Genomic DNA, 16158 nt, shown 5'->3' with positions numbered 1-16158 from the left:
TTAATCTACTTGTGATAGCAATCTTTTCAAAACATCTGTAAGCTTGATTAAACCTAAGTCTGTATGCGATATCGCAACTACTATTTTAATGCAATTTTCTGATAAATCAAATTTATACGATCTATATTTCATTATTGTGTATTTAGGCATTAATTTTTCTATGCTTAAAATAATATTTTCACTTAAATTCATATAAATCTCGAACTTTTCCTCTTCATCCATTCCTTTTAGTTCATCTTTACTAAACTTTCCTTCTTTATCTAAAATCTTGTCTAACTCATCTATGTCTACTTTAAGTTTGTATGCAAGAACATCTTCTCTTTTAGATGCTTTAGATAAATCTGTTTCTACTTCAAATACACTGTTTTCATTTATACTAGACTTTAACTCTTCACTGTCCACTATATCCATCCCTATAATAATATACAAAGTTACTTCCTCCTAAAAATATCTCTATTTTCTTTCTAATATAATTTAATTGTCGTACTGATTTTTTTATTTAATTTCTACAATATTTCTCTACTATATTCCCTGTTTTAATAATATTGAATAAAACAAAATCCTCTAGCAAATATTCACTAGAGGATGAAATGGTGGGATTAACAGGGCTCGAACCTGTGACCCCCTGCTTGTAAGGCAGGTGCTCTCCCAGCTGAGCTATAATCCCTTACTAAGTAGTCTCTTATATAAACTTATATGGTGCGCCCAAAGGGACTCGAACCCCTAACCTTCTGATTCGTAGTCAGACACTCTATCCAGTTGAGCTATGGGCGCAATATTGGAGGCGACACCCAGATTCGAACTGAGGATCAAGGAGTTGCAGTCCACTGCCTTACCACTTGGCTATGTCGCCGCCTTATAAAAATTACAATTAATCTGGTGATCTATCCGAGGATCGAACTCGAGACACCCTGATTAAGAGTCAGGTGCTCTACCAGCTGAGCTAATAGACCTTATTTTGGGGTGGATAATGAGATTCGAACTCACGGCCTCCAGAGCCACAATCTGGCGCTCTAACCAACTGAGCTATACCCACCACTATTGGTCGAGGTGAAGGGACTCGAACCCCCGGCCCCATGGTCCCAAACCATGTGCGCTACCAAACTGCGCTACACCTCGAAAATAACTTAAATGTGGTGGACCATCAGGGACTCGAACCCCAGACCTACCGGTTATGAGCCGGGCGCTCTAACCAACTGAGCTAATGGTCCACATTTATTGGTAGCGGTAACAGGAGTCGAACCTGTGACCTTTCGGGTATGAACCGAACGCTCTAGCCAACTAAGCTATACCGCCACACTGGTGCCCAAAGGCGGAATCGAACCACCGACACGGGGATTTTCAATCCCCTGCTCTACCGACTGAGCTATTTGGGCTCTGGCGGAGAGGGTGGGATTCGAACCCACGGTGCCGTTAAGCATCACTGGTTTTCAAGACCAGCTCCTTAAACCACTCGGACACCTCTCCGTATTTAACTGGCAGGGGATGCAGGACTCGAACCTACGCATGCAGCAGTCAAAGTGCTGTGCCTTACCGACTTGGCGAATCCCCTATTTATTTAAATGGTGAGCGCACAGGGATTCGAACCCCGGACACACGCCTTAGAAGGGCGTTGCTCTATCCAGCTGAGCTATGCACCCACATTGTGATATGGAGCGGGAAACGAGATTCGAACTCGCGACATCGACCTTGGCAAGGTCGCGCTCTACCACTGAACTATTCCCGCGAAATAAATAAAATGGTGCGGATGAAGGGAGTCGAACCCCCACGCCAAAGGCGCTAGATCCTAAGTCTAGTGCGTCTGCCAATTCCGCCACATCCGCATCTTATTTATTCTGGTGGAGGATGGTGGATTCGAACCACCGAAAGCGAAGCTAACAGATTTACAGTCTGCCCCCTTTGGCCAACTCGGGAAATCCTCCATGTTTTTGTGGAGCTGGTGATAGGAATCGAACCTACAACCTGCTGATTACAAGTCAGCTGCTCTACCATTGAGCCACACCAGCACAAAAATTTAAAATGCTATTCATATTATTTAGTTAGTTAATTTAATTATATGACATTTTAGTTTTAATTATACTAATAGTGCCATAGCAAAAATGATTATATAATTTAATATCATATAATTTAGTTTGGCGACCTGGAAGGGGTTCGAACCCTCGACCTCCAGCGTGACAGGCTGGCATTCTAACCAACTGAACTACCAGGCCGCAAATGGTGGGATTAACAGGGCTCGAACCTGTGACCCCCTGCTTGTAAGGCAGGTGCTCTCCCAGCTGAGCTATAATCCCACGATTTTGGAGCGGGTGAAGGGGATCGAACCCTCACAGCTGGCTTGGAAGGCCAGAACTCTACCATTGAGCTACACCCGCATATTTAATTGGTGACCCGTAGGGGAATCGAACCCCTGTTACCGCCGTGAAAGGGCGGTGTCTTGACCGCTTGACCAACGGGCCTTTGTTTTAATGGTTGCGGGGGCAGGACTCGAACCTACGACCTTTGGGTTATGAGCCCAACGAGCTGCCAACTGCTCCACCCCGCGATATTTGTTATAGTTTTTATGGCTCCAAGGGAGGGACTCGAACCCTCAGCCTATCGGTTAACAGCCGAGTGCTCCACCGTTGAGCTACCTTGGAATAAATAAATTGGAGGCGACACCCAGATTTGAACTGAGGATCAAGGAGTTGCAGTCCACTGCCTTACCACTTGGCTATGTCGCCACCTCTTGGTGATCTATCCGCGACTCGAACGCGGGACACCCTGATTAAAAGTCAGGTGCTCTACCGACTGAGCTAATAGACCATGTCTTCGTTTTCTTTATGGGGTGGATAATGAGATTCGAACTCACGGCCTCCAGAGCCACAATCTGGCGCTCTAACCAACTGAGCTATACCCACCATAAAAAAATTAATTTATCAATTTAAATGTGGTGGACCATCAGGGACTCGAACCCCAGACCTACCGGTTATGAGCCGGGCGCTCTAACCAACTGAGCTAATGGTCCACATTTATTGGTAGCGGTAACAGGAGTCGAACCTGTGACCTTTCGGGTATGAACCGAACGCTCTAGCCAACTAAGCTATACCGCCACACTGGTGCCCAAAGGCGGAATCGAACCACCGACACGGGGATTTTCAATCCCCTGCTCTACCGACTGAGCTATTTGGGCTGGCGGAGAGGGTGGGATTCGAACCCACGGTGCCGTTAAGCATCACTGGTTTTCAAGACCAGCTCCTTAAACCACTCGGACACCTCTCCATTGGTGATCTATCCGCGACTCGAACGCGGGACACCCTGATTAAAAGTCAGGTGCTCTACCGACTGAGCTAATAGACCTTAGTATAAAACTGGCAGGGGATGCAGGACTCGAACCTACGCATGCAGCAGTCAAAGTGCTGTGCCTTACCGACTTGGCGAATCCCCTTTGTTTTTGGTGAGCGCACAGGGATTCGAACCCCGGACACATGCCTTAGAAGGGCATTGCTCTATCCAGCTGAGCTATGCACCCAAAAAAAGTTTTATAAATAAAATGGTGCGGATGAAGGGAGTCGAACCCCCACGCCAAAGGCGCTAGATCCTAAGTCTAGTGCGTCTGCCAATTCCGCCACATCCGCATCTTATTTATTCTGGTGGAGGATGGTGGATTCGAACCACCGAAAGCGAAGCTAACAGATTTACAGTCTGCCCCCTTTGGCCAACTCGGGAAATCCTCCATGTTTTTGTGGAGCTGGTGATAGGAATCGAACCTACAACCTGCTGATTACAAGTCAGCTGCTCTACCGTTGAGCCACACCAGCACAAAAATTAAAATGCTATTCATATTATTTAGTTAATAAAATTAGTTTGGCGACCTGGAAGGGGTTCGAACCCTCGACCTCCAGCGTGACAGGCTGGCATTCTAACCAACTGAACTACCAGGCCGCAAATGGTGGGATTAACAGGGCTCGAACCTGTGACCCCCTGCTTGTAAGGCAGGTGCTCTCCCAGCTGAGCTATAATCCCACGATTTTCTGGAGCGGGTGAAGGGGATCGAACCCTCACAGCTGGCTTGGAAGGCCAGAACTCTACCATTGAGCTACACCCGCATATTTAATTGGTGACCCGTAGGGGAATCGAACCCCTGTTACCGCCGTGAAAGGGCGGTGTCTTGACCGCTTGACCAACGGGCCTTTGTTTTAATGGTTGCGGGGGCAGGACTCGAACCTACGACCTTTGGGTTATGAGCCCAACGAGCTGCCAACTGCTCCACCCCGCGATATTAGTTTGTTTGGTATTAAATGCCGAAGACCGGAATCGAACCGGTACGAGAGGTAAGTCCCGCAGGATTTTAAGTCCTGTGCGTCTGCCAATTCCGCCACTTCGGCTTTTTATGGCTCCAAGGGAGGGACTCGAACCCTCAGCCTATCGGTTAACAGCCGAGTGCTCCACCGTTGAGCTACCTTGGAATAAAAATACCACACATTTCCTGAAGCAATATAGAGTATATCTCTTAGATTCAGAACACGTATTATATTATCATTTATAATTTTAATTGTCAATACTTTTTCTACACTATTAATTATAAATTTTTTTGCTCTCTAATTTACTTATTTACATACTATTTATATTATATACTATTTTTACATAAAATATTTTTATTTTTTTACTAAACTTGTAATTTTTATAGTAATATAATAGATTATTAGTAATAAAACATAAATTACTTAGCTATATCACAATTTATATTAACTATAAATTATAATACCTGGGAGGATTTTATTATGGTAAAAAAAGTACTTATTATGTCAGCCTCAACTGGAGGAGGTCATAATAGAGCTGCTAAAGCTATAAAAGAAGAATTAACCATTAAGGAAATAGACGGTATAAAAATAGAATGTGAAATTATAGATAGCCTTAAACTTGTAAACAACACAATGGACAAAATCATATCTCAAGGCTATGAAAAATCTGCTCTTTATACACCAAAAGCTTATGGAAGTGTTTATCGCATTTCGGAAAACAGTTTTATTTCCAAAAATGAATTTAAAGACAACCCTATTACTTCATTTATGGCTAAAAAGTTTATAAACTTACTTAAAGACTACAATCCTGACATAATTATAGGAACACATCCTTTTCCAATGATAGCTTTAAGTATGCTTAAAAAAAATATAGCCATACACAATAACAAAGAAAATAAATATTTAGAGCCTTTTCATAAGTACTTTCACAATCTAAATATTCCTCCACTAATTTCAGTTTTGACAGATTATACTACTCATTCTACATGGATACAAAATGAAATTGACTATTATATAGTAGGGCATGAATACGTTGAAGAATTACTTGTTGAAGAAGGTGTCGACCACGAAAAAATAAGAAGTTTCGGTATTCCTGTTGAAAAATCTTTTTTAACTCACGGAAATAAGAAGGATATCCTTTCAGAAATGAACTTGTCCTCTGATAAGCTTACAGTGCTCTTAATGGGTGGAAGCTTTGGAGCTGGTAACATAAAAGAAACCCTAGAAGAGCTACTTGATATTGATAGGGATTTTCAAATTATAGTTGTAACAGGTAGAAATCATTCTTTAAAAGGAAAGATAGAAAAAAAAGTGCTGAATCATCCGCACAACAAGGATGTAGTTGTACTTGGATATACCAATAAAATGAATGATATCCTTGCTTCTATAGATGTTCTAATCACAAAACCTGGAGGTCTTACAACAACAGAAGCTCTTTTAAAAGATGTACCGATGATAGTTCCTTACTATATACCCGGCCAAGAACAGGAAAACTTAGAATTTCTAATGAATTGTGGAGCTGCATTACATCCTACTAAAAAGTTTAATTTATCTATACTTTTGAAAGTTCTTATAGATGATCCAACTCGACTTGAAATATTGAAGTCAAATATAAGATCTATAAGAAAAACCAATTCATCACAAAATATATCGAATTTGGTTGTAGACATACTTTCAAGACCAAAATAATATAAATAATAAATTAATTAATTATAAAAAACTGACTATATACCGTGATAGTCAGTTTTTTATATTGCATCCAGTCTCAGTCATTATCCTTTATTTATCTATATGTTCTTTATTTATTTATCTATTTTTTATTCTTATTGATATTTGTAAAAAGTATTCATCATAGTTTTTTATAGATAATTCATCTAAGAGAATATCTTCAAAAAAGTATTCATCTAAACATAATTTATTTTTATCGGCATAACTTATCAGGCTTTTATATGTATTAATTGAGTTTTCAAATCCATCGCTATGATATGCTATTAAATATGATCCACTCTGTTTTTTATAAGCTCCTTTAATGTTTTCACCTTGTTTTAATTTTGTGTAAAAGTACTTGTAATTATAAAACTTTTCATTTTCGATAGATTCTCTTGTAAATATCTCTCCTATAGAATAAGGTCTCCTAATATCGTATTTATCACAGTTTTTAATATGGGCAGATAGAGATGTCGATATTTTCTTAAGTTCCTGACCACCTAAAAGTTCCGTTAGCATCAGGTATTCTTCATCAATTTCAACTATTTCTATATAGTTTTCTACTGTATTCAAATAGCGTCCTTCTAAATCCAATGCTTTTTGAGTAAGATTTATTTTATCTCTAACTATATCTTTTATACTTTGAAGCTGAATTATCTTATTGTCTATTTCTACTTCCTTTTCTTTTAAAACTTCAATTAAATTTTCCGGGCTTCTACTGTCTAAATACGCTTTTATCTCCTTTAAAGGCATACCTAAATTTTTTAGCAACTTTATAACCTGAAAAACTTCTATCTGAACTACAGAATAATATCTATACCCATTAGAATCCACTACATCTGGTGAAAAGACCCCTATTTCATCATAGTGAAAAAGAGTATGTTTGCTTACCCCGCATAAGATTGAAAATTCTCCACTAGTAAAATGGGTCTGAGGATTAAATTTCATATTTTCAACTCCTTATTATTGAATATATATTGACTATAGTGTTACCCTATAGTCTATCATAGTAGAAAATTAATATTGAATATATTTACAAAAGGAGATCAGGTAATGAATCATAAAAAATATAGAACAATAGGTGAGTTTGAAAAACAAGAATCTGTGCTAATTATTTGGCCTTTAACTCCATATGCAACAAAGGAACTTTGCATAGATGCTGTTAGTTTAGAAATCGTAGAAAATCTAATTGACCATGTAAAATGTATAATTTGTTGTTACGATGAAAAAGTAAAAACTAGAGTTATAAGTCTCTTAAAAGAAAAAAATATAGATTTAAATAAAATAGAGTTTACTGTGTTCCCATCTTCTATAGTATATCCAAGGGATTTCGGAGCTGAAATAATGTTAGATGATGATGGTAATAAAGCACTTGTCGATTTTGATTTCGATATGTACGGATACTGTTCTAAAAACGATCCACTATCGAGAACTCTCGAAAAATTTGATAAATTTCACGCAAATTTAATTGGCGCTAATGATAGAGTATTTACTAGACTTATTGGAGAAGGCGGCGATAGGGAGTTCAACGGCGATGGAATACTTATGACCATAGAGGAGACAGAAGTATCAAAGAGAAATCCTGGTATGGAGAAAGAAGAAGTAGAAAATGAACTAAAAAGGATATTTAATTTAGAAAAAATAATTTGGATTCCTAAATGTACCTACGATGACGACCTTTCATATGAAGGACCTATTCCATCAATAAATGGCGAATACTCTTCTTACAGAGCAGCAACAGCTAATGGACATATAGACGAAATGTGCAGATTTGTAGATAAGAATACAATATTGATTGCTAGTATATCAGATGATGAAGCAAGTAAAAGCAAGTTAAGCGCTCTAAATAAAAAGAGATTAGATATGGCATACAATACTTTACTTAATGAGACAGACATATATGGCAAGCCTTTTAAGATTATAAAAATGCCTCATCCTGAGCCAATATATATAGATATAACTCCAGATGATGACTGTTACTGTAATTGGGAACAGGCTAGATTTGATTATGAAGATAAACTCTTAGATGGAAGTGATTTCCCGACTGGTACAATGAATGTTTTACCAGCTATGAGCTACTGTAATTTTTTAATTGCAAATGGGATTGTTTTAGCTCAAAAATACTATAAAGAAGGAATATCCCTTGATGTAAAAAGAAAAGATAAAGAAGCACTAGATATCCTAAAATCGGTATTTCCCGATAGAAAAGTTGTAGCTATAGATGTTTTACCTCTAAATTTATATGGCGGTGGCATCCACTGTCATACAAGAAATGTTCCATGCAGATAAAAACTAGTTTATTATGTAATACTTTAAATATCTAAATTTTCTTACAGGTGATTATTTAATAAAAAAATTTTTCTAATATAAAATAATAAATTCTGTATAAACTTTAAAAGGGAAAGTACTATTATAGAACTTTCCCACTAGTTTAATATGATTCAAGGCTTTCTAATATGGTTCGTAAAAATCTTCTTCGTAATCGTATTGATAATTTTTGTAATTATTTCTAAATGAACTGTTTTTACTCTTTGGATTTTTCTTAGTCTTCTTCTTTAAAAGTAAATTAATATCATCCACTTCAATTCCAACCTCAGAATTGTTTTCAACAGTTTTTTCTCTGTTCTTTGACTCCATTTTTTTGATTCTTTTTTCCTTCATAGCAGTATGCTCATCAAAATTCAATTCAGCTTTCATTTAGCACCTCTAACAAATATTATAATAGTTTTAAGATGATTATACGACAGTAATAAAAATACTTCAATATATAAAATAAATATTGAAGTATTTTTAACAAATCATTTATATAATTCTTTATTTAGATCTCTCTTCTTCCTTCAAGAGCCTTTGATATAGTGACTTCATCGGCATATTCAAGGTCTCCTCCAACCGGTAGTCCATGGGCAATTCTAGTAGTCTTAATTCCCATTGGTTTGACAAGTTTTGCTATATACATAGCAGTTGCCTCACCTTCTATTGTTGGATTTGTAGCCATAATTATCTCTTTTACATCTTGATTTCCAAGTCTTTGGATTAATTCTTTTACATTTAACATCTCTGGTCCTACTCCATCCATTGGAGATATTACCCCATTTAGTACATGGTATTGACCGTTAAATTCTCTTATCTTTTCCATTGCAGCTACGTCCCTAGAATCTTCAACAACACATATAACATTTGAGCTTCTGTTTTTATTTGAGCATATGCTACATGGATCAGAATCTGCTATATTACAGCATATTGAACAATACTTTATATCGCTTTTAGCATCTAAAATAGCTTGAGATAGCTCTTTTACATCTTTTTCATCCATGTTTATCACGTGAAAAGCTAGTCTTTGAGCTGTTTTTCTTCCTACACCTGGTAGTTTTGAAAATTCTTCTATAAGCCTATTAATAGGCATTGTATACTCCTGCATATGACCACCTTCTAGAATAAACCAGGTATGTTCATACCCCCAGTTAATTTATTCATTTGATTTGCTTGTATATCTTCTACACTTTTTATAGCTTGATTTACTGCACTTAATACTAAATCTTGTAACATTTCTATATCATCTGGATCTACAACTTCTGGTTTAATTGTTATATCTATTATTTCTTTTTTACCATTTATTTTTACAGTTACAGCTCCTCCACCTACAGAAGCTTCTAACTCTTTAGATTCTAACTCTTCTTGTGCTTTCTGCATATTTTCTTGCATTTTTTGTGCTTGTTTCATTAGTTGGTTCATATTTCCACCACCAGGCATTCCGCCAAAACCTTTTTTAGCCATAAATTAAATTTCCTCCTGAATTAATTTTATATTAATAATTATATCATATTACATTTTATATTATTTTTAATTTATTTTTCAACTTATTTATTATTAGCTATTATTTAAAGTTCATTTTATATTTATCATTTATAATAAATTTCGTCCTTAAACTTCATCCAATTTATCTATTACTTCCAGTACTCCACTTTCCACTATATTTTCCAAGATTTCAATACCTTTATCTTTCTTTTCAGTCATTTCAAAATTTATATTTTTAATATCTGAAGCCAATACAGTTTTTATACCGAAATTTCTCTTCATTACAGATCTAACTACTTTTTCAATATATTCATGTGTCTCTTTTGCACTAAGTCTATCTTTTGCAAAGCTAAACTTATCGTCAAATACTATATAGAGTTCATTGTTGTGTACATTAAAGTTTTTAGCTTCAGTAAGCAGAGCGTATATGGGCATCTTCTTATCTTTTTTTATTTGCTTTAATACTTCTTTCCATGAAGATTCAACAAGCTCTACATCTTCGCTTTTAACTTCCTCATAGTGCTTTGTTTCTGTGTGTATCTCTTCAGGTAACTTTGTATTTACATAAGCTTCTTCCCCACTGCTTTGAGGTGCTATTCTTATATTTCCTGACTCTATTATTTTTTCTAAGTTTTCAATTCTATCTAAAAGCGCTTCTTTGCTATCTTCAAAAGTAGGTTGTGCTATCTTCATAACTGCAACTTCAACCATTACTCTCGGATTTGACGATGATTTTATGCTATCTTGAGTCTCTGAAAGTACGTTTAGTATTCTAATAAGAGAATTTATTTCCACTCCTTCGGACTGTTTAAAAATTTTCACAATAGTATCTTCTGGAAGCGATAAAATATCCTCCATGTCTTTAGATACTTTACAGACCATTATATTTCTAAAATGACTTATAAGATCGTTTATCAAATTTCTTATATCTTTTCCCCAAGATATAAATTCATTTAAGCTCTGAAGAGATTTTTTTATATCCTGATCTATTATATACTGGGACAGGTCAAAAAGTTGATCTATATTTACTGTACCCATAAGTTCAACTACATCGTCGTAAGTTATTTTATCCTCGCCAAACGACATACATTGATCTAATATACTAAGCGCATCTCTAAGTGCGCCTTGTGAATTTGTAGCTATCAAGTTTAATGCCTTTTCTTCAGCTTCGATGTTCTCTCCAGCACAAATGTCCTGCATTCTCTTAACCATCTCATCTACAGTTACTCTTTTAAAGTCAAATCTCTGGCATCTAGACAGTATAGTTGCTGGTATCTTGTGTGGCTCTGTAGTAGCCAATATAAAGATTACATATGAAGGTGGCTCCTCAAGCGTCTTTAAAAGAGCATTAAACGCTCCCTGAGACAACATATGTACCTCATCTATAATATATACTTTGTATTTGCAATTAGTCGGAGAATATTTAACACTTTCCCTAAGTTCTCTTATATCATCTACACTATTATTAGAAGCAGCATCAATTTCTATAGTATCCATTGTATTGTCGTTTAATATCGACTCACAAGTTTCACACTTATTGCAAGGTTCTTGATCAACTGAATTTAGACAATTTACTGCTCTTGCAAATATCTTAGCTGTAGAAGTTTTACCAGTTCCTCTAGTACCAGTAAATAAATAAGCATGTCCTATATTATCGTTTTTTATTTGATTTTTAAGAGTCTTAATTACATGCCTCTGACCTACCATATCATCAAAAGTTTGAGGTCTATAGGCTCTATACAATGCCTTGTGCATTCTTATCTCTCCTTAATAAAAAAATCCCTCAGTATTTAAGGGATTAGTCTTCTATATATTAAATGCTGTACACCATCTATCGACACAATTCCATAGGCGTTATCTAAACAGTTAACTCGACCTAGGCACCCCCGCGGCACACAGAAGTGATCACTTACCGCTGCTTCCTTCCGGATCTGACGGGGTTTATGAGCTTCTATTGCGCAGGACCTAAGCGTCAACATCACTTATTTAGAGCAGCCCTACAAAAATTGAGCCTTTAGATGGACTTCAACCCTGCTATAGCGGATTGCAGGTTACAGGGCACCGCTACCTCCCCATCTAGTACAGCAAAATTACAACCAAAATTTAATTATTAAACAATCTGGCGGAAAGAGTGGGATTTGAACCCACGATACAGTTTCCTGTATACACGCTTTCCAGGCGTGCGCCTTCGACCAACTCGGCCATCTCTCCATCTATCTTCTTCGTAGTGATTTAAAAAAATCCTGTAATACAACTGAACATTTATCTTCCAACATTCCAAATTGTATATCTATATTATTTTTTTCAAAATAATCCATTTTAAATTCATGTTGTTTTTCAATATTTGAATTTTTTATGTGTTTTGTACCTATAGTAAGCTTTTTTATCCTAGAATTTACTATAGCTCCACTACACATTATGCAAGGTTCCATTGTAACATACATTTCACAAAAAATCAATCTCCATCCACCAAGTTTATTAGATGCCTCTTTGATAGCCAACATCTCTGCATGTGCAGTGCTATCTTTCAAAGTTTCTGTTAAATTATGGGCTCTAGCTATTATCTCTTTATCTTTTACTATAACAGCACCTATAGGAGTCTCTCCTTTAGTATATGCTTTATATGCTTCTTTTAAAGCTTCTTTCATATATAATGTATTCTCCATATTACCTCCAAAACCTTGTAACAAATCTATATTATCATAGTTTATTTTCTTGTTCAACTTTATTTTAATATAATATATTATTTATATATTTTAAAATAAGCTAGATATTTAATATTTAGTTATTTTTAAATTATTTTTACTGAAACTTTTAGCATAATATATTTAGATTATAAATGAATCGGATATAATGATGGCTGTTTAAATTATCCTATTATAGGATACTAATTTGATTTTTAAAAAAATCCTTTAATTTCTAGATAAATAAACTTGAAATTAAAGGATTTTAATTGATATCTTTAAACTATTTTATAACATCTACTCCCATAAATCCTCTTAAAGCTTCCGGAACCACAACAGTTCCATCTTCTTGTTGGTAGTTCTCAAGAATAGCAGCTAAAGCTCTTCCTACAGCTAATCCTGATCCATTTAATGTATGAACGTATTCAGCCTTACCTTTTTTATCTCTTCTAAATCTTACACCAGCTCTTCTAGCTTGGAAATCTTCGAAATTTGAACAAGAAGAAATTTCAACGTATCTATTGTAGCTTGGCATCCAAACCTCTAAGTCGTATTTAAATGCAGCTGTAAATCCTAAGTCCCCTGTACATATTCTAACTACTCTATAAGGTAAACCTAATTTTTGTAGTATAACTTCTGCATCATGAGTAAGAAGCTCTAATTCATTATAAGAATCTTCCGGCTTAACAAATTTAACTAATTCAACCTTATTAAATTGATGCTGTCTAACTAAACCTCTTGTATCTCTTCCTGCAGAACCTGCTTCAGATCTAAAACATGGAGTATAAGCACAGTATTTCATAGGTAATTTATCTCCATCCACTATTTCATCAGCGTGAATATTTGTAACTGGAACTTCAGCAGTAGGTATTAAGAAATAGTCCAATCCTTCTAATTTAAACATATCCTCTTCAAATTTTGGAAGCTGGCCTGTTCCCACAAAGCTTTTTCTATTAGCTATAAATGGTGGTAAAACTTCTGTGTATCCATGTTCTTCAGTATGAGTATTTAAAAAGAAATTTATTAAAGATCTCTCAAGTCTAGCCCCTTTATCTTTGTATAGAGTAAATCTTGAGCCAGTTATTTTACCAGCTGTTTCAAAATCTAATATACCAAGACCTGTTCCTATTTCCCAGTGTGGCTTATGTTCAAAATCGAATTTAGTAGGTTCTCCCCAAGTTCTAACCTCAACATTGTCATCATCAGTAGTTCCTTGAGGAACATCTGGATGAGGAACATTTGGAACTCTCATAAGAAGATACTCTATTTCAGCTTCAACTTTTCTAAGCTCATCATCTATAACCTTTATCTTATCTGATAAATCCTTTAGAACAGTTTTTGCATCAGTAACATCTATGCCCTCTTTTATAAGCTCAGGTATTTTTTTAGACTCAACATTAAGCTCATTTTTCATAACTTCAACTTTTTGTAATTTCTCTTTTCTAACATCATCAAGCTCGATTATTTTATCTAAATCAACCTCTTTTTCGCCTCTTTTATCCATTCCTTTTTTAATCTCATCTAAATTTTCTCTAATTCTTCTAATATCCAGCATTCTACATCCTCCTAAAATATATATATAGTATTATAATTATTTTTTGCAATAAAAAAAGACCTCCGAAACCCTCGTAAAAGGGACGAAAATCTTGTAAAATCCGCGTTGCCACCCTAGTTGATTACATTTAACGCCTGTAATCCTCTCAACCCTGTAACGTAGGTAAACGTAGTCTAAGACTAAAGCTCCAGAGTAGATTCAGAATATATTGTAATGAGCTTTCACCAACTGCTCACTCTCTGTATACAACTATAATTCTTACTAAGTTCCTTCTCAGCTGTTTTATTCAATTGATCTTTATTGATTGATACTAATTATATTACATATATTAACTCTTTTCAATAGTAATATTCAAAATTTCATTAAATTTATTTATTTTTAATTTTTAAAATTAACAAATATATTGTAAAATAAAGGTTTTAAGGTAAAAATAGTATGAAATAACTTCTAAAAAATTCAAATAATAAAGGGATTCACTAAAAATATAACAAGTATTTTTAATAAATCCCTAAATACTACAAGTTTTGCTTTTTATCTAAATCTATATTTGCTTGATTTAAATCATACAAAGAAAGCATATTTCTATAAGGAACCTTAATATTATGTTCATCGAACTTAAGCTTGATTTTTTCCATAACATCGTAGTAAACATCCCAGTAATCCTCGGTATTAACCCAAGGTTTACCAACAATCTGGACAGTATTATTACCGATTCCATTAAGACCTATAATAGGTTTAGGATCATCCAAAATTCTCCCCTCTTCCTTAAAAATCTCAGAAAGAATTCTTTTAACCAAAATTATATCACTATCATAAGAAATATCAAAAGCATAATCTACACGTCTCATTCTCTGATTAGTATAATTTACAATATTATTACTAGTAAGCTGTAAATTAGGGATAATAATTGTTTTATTATCAGGAGTTTTTAAAACAGTACTAAATATTTGAATATCAACAACCGTACCTTCCTCTCCAGATCCTTGAATATAATCGCCTATTTCAAATGGCTTAAAGAAAAGAATAATCATACCAGATCCTAAATTAGATAGAATCTCCTTGAAAGCTAAACCTATACTAAAACCAGCAGCACCAAGCATAGCCACAAATGAGGTTGTTTTTATTCCAAACATATTTAAAGAAACTAAAGTAACAAAAGTCAGAATTAACGCATAAACGGCATATGCAATAAAATTTGATATTCCTTTATTCATATTATATTTAATAAATAATTTTAATATTATATTTCTCACAAATTTAGCAATATACATTCCTATAATAAAGATAATTATCCCATAGATTATATTAGGTCCATTATCAATTATTTTTGAAAGCATAGTATCAATAGTCCTTTTAGCTAGGTTAGAAGCTGCATTAGCCGAACTTAAGCTAGATGTATTAAATAGATTATTCATATGTCCTCCTCTATTCTTAATTTTAATCCAATACCTATTATAACATAATGAAGATATGTGACAAAGTAGAGATAGAATTACGAAATGAAAATTTCTGTACCACCGCTTTGGAAAAAGGCAATAACTGGACAGAAATTATCCTTTCACACCTCCATCCCTATTTCTCATCTCTTATGGGATGGTAGACCAAACCCCTTGTAATAACTAGAATACCAGGTATCTTGTTAAGTTTTTTTATTATTTATTATCCGAAGGCTATTCTTCAAAATAGCTATAAATTATATGCAATTTAGCAAATCATTTACATAATTTGGAATAATACAATTCTAATAGCCAATAAATAAAGTAAAAAGCTAAAAACACAATATTAATTAAAATTTTTTAGATCTTGATCTTGATCTTGTTCTTTCTCGACTTTGATCTTCCCCGCAACACAACCCTAACGTAGGAAGCTTGTAAGGTTTTAGATTTAAATAAAATAGAGGGTTAATGATTGAATTTCGAATGGATATGAGGATGATGTTGTGAGCTTGTAGACGTCTGGCGTGGTTTCTTAGCCAGCCTACAAGCTCACAATGTCGTCATCATATACGTTCGGATTTTAACCACTAACCCCTCATTGTATTTAATCAAAACTAAAAAAAGACTACGTGGCTACGTCTTACTCTCCCAGGCAGTTTCCCACCAAGTACCATCAGCGCAAGAGAGCTTAACTTCTGTGT

At 34.9% G+C, this 16158-nt stretch carries 11 protein-coding genes, 43 tRNA genes, 1 rRNA gene, 1 other RNA gene and 1 other annotated feature; of the genes, 2 read left to right on the top strand and 54 right to left on the bottom strand.

The window, feature by feature from the left end; translation table 11 throughout:
* From J2Z43_RS11870 to J2Z43_RS11660, 43 genes are all read right to left on the bottom strand, one after another.
* Complete coding sequence (locus J2Z43_RS11870) at positions 1 to 429, bottom strand: hypothetical protein (RefSeq protein ID WP_209457363.1); 429 nt, start codon at positions 427 to 429, stop codon at positions 1 to 3.
* 162 nt (positions 430 to 591) lie between these two features.
* Positions 592 to 667 (bottom strand) — tRNA-Val (locus J2Z43_RS11865).
* A gap of 30 nt (positions 668 to 697) precedes the next feature.
* Positions 698 to 774 (bottom strand) — tRNA-Arg (locus tag J2Z43_RS11860).
* 5 nt (positions 775 to 779) lie between these two features.
* Positions 780 to 853 (bottom strand) — tRNA-Cys (locus J2Z43_RS11855).
* Positions 854 to 877: 24 nt separating this feature from the next.
* Positions 878 to 953, bottom strand: a tRNA-Lys gene (locus tag J2Z43_RS11850).
* A gap of 6 nt (positions 954 to 959) precedes the next feature.
* Positions 960 to 1036, bottom strand: a tRNA-His gene (locus tag J2Z43_RS11845).
* A 6-nt stretch (positions 1037 to 1042) separates the two neighbouring features.
* A tRNA-Pro gene (locus J2Z43_RS11840) sits at positions 1043 to 1119 on the bottom strand.
* A gap of 15 nt (positions 1120 to 1134) precedes the next feature.
* Positions 1135 to 1211, bottom strand: a tRNA-Ile gene (locus J2Z43_RS11835).
* Positions 1212 to 1219: 8 nt separating this feature from the next.
* Positions 1220 to 1296 (bottom strand) — tRNA-Met (locus tag J2Z43_RS11830).
* Between the two features lie 4 nt (positions 1297 to 1300).
* Positions 1301 to 1376 (bottom strand) — tRNA-Phe (locus J2Z43_RS11825).
* A 2-nt stretch (positions 1377 to 1378) separates the two neighbouring features.
* Positions 1379 to 1467, bottom strand: a tRNA-Ser gene (locus tag J2Z43_RS11820).
* Between the two features lie 9 nt (positions 1468 to 1476).
* Positions 1477 to 1552, bottom strand: a tRNA-Gln gene (locus J2Z43_RS11815).
* An 11-nt stretch (positions 1553 to 1563) separates the two neighbouring features.
* Positions 1564 to 1640: transfer RNA gene (locus J2Z43_RS11810), tRNA-Arg, on the bottom strand.
* Between the two features lie 11 nt (positions 1641 to 1651).
* A tRNA-Gly gene (locus tag J2Z43_RS11805) sits at positions 1652 to 1726 on the bottom strand.
* 13 nt (positions 1727 to 1739) lie between these two features.
* Positions 1740 to 1823: transfer RNA gene (locus tag J2Z43_RS11800), tRNA-Leu, on the bottom strand.
* Between the two features lie 13 nt (positions 1824 to 1836).
* Positions 1837 to 1922, bottom strand: a tRNA-Tyr gene (locus J2Z43_RS11795).
* Positions 1923 to 1931: 9 nt separating this feature from the next.
* Positions 1932 to 2006 (bottom strand) — tRNA-Thr (locus J2Z43_RS11790).
* Positions 2007 to 2133: 127 nt separating this feature from the next.
* Positions 2134 to 2210, bottom strand: a tRNA-Asp gene (locus J2Z43_RS11785).
* 5 nt (positions 2211 to 2215) lie between these two features.
* Positions 2216 to 2291 (bottom strand) — tRNA-Val (locus J2Z43_RS11780).
* A 7-nt stretch (positions 2292 to 2298) separates the two neighbouring features.
* Positions 2299 to 2372, bottom strand: a tRNA-Gly gene (locus J2Z43_RS11775).
* A gap of 9 nt (positions 2373 to 2381) precedes the next feature.
* Positions 2382 to 2456 (bottom strand) — tRNA-Glu (locus J2Z43_RS11770).
* A gap of 10 nt (positions 2457 to 2466) precedes the next feature.
* Positions 2467 to 2542 (bottom strand) — tRNA-Met (locus tag J2Z43_RS11765).
* A 19-nt stretch (positions 2543 to 2561) separates the two neighbouring features.
* Positions 2562 to 2636 (bottom strand) — tRNA-Asn (locus J2Z43_RS11760).
* Between the two features lie 10 nt (positions 2637 to 2646).
* Positions 2647 to 2720, bottom strand: a tRNA-Cys gene (locus J2Z43_RS11755).
* A 6-nt stretch (positions 2721 to 2726) separates the two neighbouring features.
* Positions 2727 to 2802 (bottom strand) — tRNA-Lys (locus J2Z43_RS11750).
* A gap of 18 nt (positions 2803 to 2820) precedes the next feature.
* Positions 2821 to 2897 (bottom strand) — tRNA-His (locus J2Z43_RS11745).
* Between the two features lie 30 nt (positions 2898 to 2927).
* Positions 2928 to 3004 (bottom strand) — tRNA-Ile (locus tag J2Z43_RS11740).
* Between the two features lie 8 nt (positions 3005 to 3012).
* Positions 3013 to 3089 (bottom strand) — tRNA-Met (locus J2Z43_RS11735).
* Positions 3090 to 3093: 4 nt separating this feature from the next.
* Positions 3094 to 3169 (bottom strand) — tRNA-Phe (locus J2Z43_RS11730).
* Positions 3170 to 3258, bottom strand: a tRNA-Ser gene (locus tag J2Z43_RS11725).
* A 2-nt stretch (positions 3259 to 3260) separates the two neighbouring features.
* Positions 3261 to 3336: transfer RNA gene (locus tag J2Z43_RS11720), tRNA-Lys, on the bottom strand.
* 12 nt (positions 3337 to 3348) lie between these two features.
* A tRNA-Gln gene (locus tag J2Z43_RS11715) sits at positions 3349 to 3424 on the bottom strand.
* A gap of 7 nt (positions 3425 to 3431) precedes the next feature.
* Positions 3432 to 3508 (bottom strand) — tRNA-Arg (locus J2Z43_RS11710).
* Between the two features lie 22 nt (positions 3509 to 3530).
* Positions 3531 to 3614: transfer RNA gene (locus J2Z43_RS11705), tRNA-Leu, on the bottom strand.
* A 13-nt stretch (positions 3615 to 3627) separates the two neighbouring features.
* Positions 3628 to 3713 (bottom strand) — tRNA-Tyr (locus J2Z43_RS11700).
* A gap of 9 nt (positions 3714 to 3722) precedes the next feature.
* Positions 3723 to 3797: transfer RNA gene (locus J2Z43_RS11695), tRNA-Thr, on the bottom strand.
* Positions 3798 to 3844: 47 nt separating this feature from the next.
* A tRNA-Asp gene (locus J2Z43_RS11690) sits at positions 3845 to 3921 on the bottom strand.
* 5 nt (positions 3922 to 3926) lie between these two features.
* A tRNA-Val gene (locus J2Z43_RS11685) sits at positions 3927 to 4002 on the bottom strand.
* Positions 4003 to 4011: 9 nt separating this feature from the next.
* Positions 4012 to 4085: transfer RNA gene (locus J2Z43_RS11680), tRNA-Gly, on the bottom strand.
* A gap of 9 nt (positions 4086 to 4094) precedes the next feature.
* Positions 4095 to 4169, bottom strand: a tRNA-Glu gene (locus J2Z43_RS11675).
* 10 nt (positions 4170 to 4179) lie between these two features.
* A tRNA-Met gene (locus tag J2Z43_RS11670) sits at positions 4180 to 4255 on the bottom strand.
* Positions 4256 to 4278: 23 nt separating this feature from the next.
* Positions 4279 to 4364 (bottom strand) — tRNA-Leu (locus J2Z43_RS11665).
* A gap of 6 nt (positions 4365 to 4370) precedes the next feature.
* A tRNA-Asn gene (locus tag J2Z43_RS11660) sits at positions 4371 to 4445 on the bottom strand.
* A gap of 315 nt (positions 4446 to 4760) precedes the next feature.
* On the opposite strand from J2Z43_RS11660, the gene J2Z43_RS11655 reads away from it, so the two are divergent.
* Positions 4761 to 5969, top strand: a complete 1209-nt coding sequence (locus J2Z43_RS11655) for an MGDG synthase family glycosyltransferase (RefSeq protein ID WP_209457362.1) — start codon at positions 4761 to 4763, stop codon at positions 5967 to 5969.
* 117 nt (positions 5970 to 6086) lie between these two features.
* Here J2Z43_RS11655 and J2Z43_RS11650 read toward each other — a convergent pair whose 3' ends face one another.
* The gene (locus J2Z43_RS11650) at positions 6087 to 6935 is read right to left on the bottom strand and encodes a MerR family transcriptional regulator (RefSeq protein WP_209457361.1); all 849 of its coding nucleotides are present in this window, start codon (positions 6933 to 6935) and stop codon (positions 6087 to 6089) included.
* Between the two features lie 105 nt (positions 6936 to 7040).
* Between J2Z43_RS11650 and J2Z43_RS11645 the strand changes: the two genes are divergently transcribed.
* Positions 7041 to 8276, top strand: coding sequence for an agmatine deiminase family protein (locus J2Z43_RS11645; protein WP_209457360.1), 1236 nt, complete (start codon positions 7041 to 7043; stop codon positions 8274 to 8276).
* Positions 8277 to 8438: 162 nt separating this feature from the next.
* On the opposite strand, the gene J2Z43_RS11640 is transcribed toward J2Z43_RS11645, so the two are convergent.
* The 10 genes from J2Z43_RS11640 to rrf form a co-directional block, all read right to left on the bottom strand.
* Positions 8439 to 8684, bottom strand: a complete 246-nt coding sequence (locus J2Z43_RS11640; RefSeq protein ID WP_209457359.1) for a hypothetical protein — start codon at positions 8682 to 8684, stop codon at positions 8439 to 8441.
* A gap of 121 nt (positions 8685 to 8805) precedes the next feature.
* Positions 8806 to 9405 carry a recombination mediator RecR gene (gene recR / locus J2Z43_RS11635; protein WP_027700815.1) on the bottom strand — a complete coding sequence of 200 codons (600 nt, stop codon included), beginning with the start codon at positions 9403 to 9405 and terminating at the stop codon, positions 8806 to 8808.
* An 11-nt stretch (positions 9406 to 9416) separates the two neighbouring features.
* Positions 9417 to 9761: a YbaB/EbfC family nucleoid-associated protein gene (locus J2Z43_RS11630; RefSeq protein ID WP_027700816.1), complete on the bottom strand. Its 345-nt coding sequence runs from the start codon at positions 9759 to 9761 to the stop codon at positions 9417 to 9419.
* Between the two features lie 147 nt (positions 9762 to 9908).
* Positions 9909 to 11537: a DNA polymerase III subunit gamma/tau gene (gene dnaX, locus J2Z43_RS11625; RefSeq protein ID WP_209457358.1), complete on the bottom strand. Its 1629-nt coding sequence runs from the start codon at positions 11535 to 11537 to the stop codon at positions 9909 to 9911.
* A 65-nt stretch (positions 11538 to 11602) separates the two neighbouring features.
* An RNA gene (gene ffs / locus J2Z43_RS11620) (signal recognition particle sRNA large type) lies at positions 11603 to 11867 on the bottom strand.
* 35 nt (positions 11868 to 11902) lie between these two features.
* Positions 11903 to 11993 (bottom strand) — tRNA-Ser (locus J2Z43_RS11615).
* Positions 11994 to 11995: 2 nt separating this feature from the next.
* Positions 11996 to 12448, bottom strand: a complete 453-nt coding sequence (locus J2Z43_RS11610; RefSeq protein ID WP_209457357.1) for a nucleoside deaminase — start codon at positions 12446 to 12448, stop codon at positions 11996 to 11998.
* Positions 12449 to 12749: 301 nt separating this feature from the next.
* Positions 12750 to 14021, bottom strand: coding sequence for a serine--tRNA ligase (gene serS, locus J2Z43_RS11605; RefSeq protein ID WP_027700819.1), 1272 nt, complete (start codon positions 14019 to 14021; stop codon positions 12750 to 12752).
* A gap of 75 nt (positions 14022 to 14096) precedes the next feature.
* Positions 14097 to 14305 (bottom strand) — a binding site (T-box leader).
* A gap of 231 nt (positions 14306 to 14536) precedes the next feature.
* Positions 14537 to 15436 (bottom strand): mechanosensitive ion channel family protein, encoded by a 900-nt coding sequence (locus tag J2Z43_RS11600; protein ID WP_209457356.1) that lies wholly within the window; start codon positions 15434 to 15436, stop codon positions 14537 to 14539.
* A gap of 648 nt (positions 15437 to 16084) precedes the next feature.
* Positions 16085 to 16158 (bottom strand): 5S ribosomal RNA (gene rrf, locus J2Z43_RS15460); the annotation flags it as partial.

Source organism: Metaclostridioides mangenotii (genome assembly GCF_017873185.1).
Taxonomy (GTDB): Bacteria; Bacillota; Clostridia; order Peptostreptococcales; family Peptostreptococcaceae; genus Metaclostridioides; species Metaclostridioides mangenotii.
This window is presented reverse-complemented; position numbering and strand designations above follow the sequence as displayed.

What these genes read in the sequence shown, in the direction of transcription:
- J2Z43_RS11650 (WP_209457361.1), bottom strand. Translation starts at nt 6,935, where the DNA reads ATGAAATTTAATCCTCAGACCCATTTTACTAGTGGAGAATTTTCAATC.
- J2Z43_RS11655 (WP_209457362.1), top strand. Translation starts at nt 4,761, where the DNA reads ATGGTAAAAAAAGTACTTATTATGTCAGCCTCAACTGGAGGAGGTCAT.
- recR (WP_027700815.1), bottom strand. Translation starts at nt 9,405, where the DNA reads ATGCAGGAGTATACAATGCCTATTAATAGGCTTATAGAAGAATTTTCA.
- J2Z43_RS11645 (WP_209457360.1), top strand. Translation starts at nt 7,041, where the DNA reads ATGAATCATAAAAAATATAGAACAATAGGTGAGTTTGAAAAACAAGAA.
- J2Z43_RS11610 (WP_209457357.1), bottom strand. Translation starts at nt 12,448, where the DNA reads ATGGAGAATACATTATATATGAAAGAAGCTTTAAAAGAAGCATATAAA.
- J2Z43_RS11630 (WP_027700816.1), bottom strand. Translation starts at nt 9,761, where the DNA reads ATGGCTAAAAAAGGTTTTGGCGGAATGCCTGGTGGTGGAAATATGAAC.
- J2Z43_RS11640 (WP_209457359.1), bottom strand. Translation starts at nt 8,684, where the DNA reads ATGAAAGCTGAATTGAATTTTGATGAGCATACTGCTATGAAGGAAAAA.
- serS (WP_027700819.1), bottom strand. Translation starts at nt 14,021, where the DNA reads ATGCTGGATATTAGAAGAATTAGAGAAAATTTAGATGAGATTAAAAAA.
- dnaX (WP_209457358.1), bottom strand. Translation starts at nt 11,537, where the DNA reads ATGCACAAGGCATTGTATAGAGCCTATAGACCTCAAACTTTTGATGAT.
- J2Z43_RS11600 (WP_209457356.1), bottom strand. Translation starts at nt 15,436, where the DNA reads ATGAATAATCTATTTAATACATCTAGCTTAAGTTCGGCTAATGCAGCT.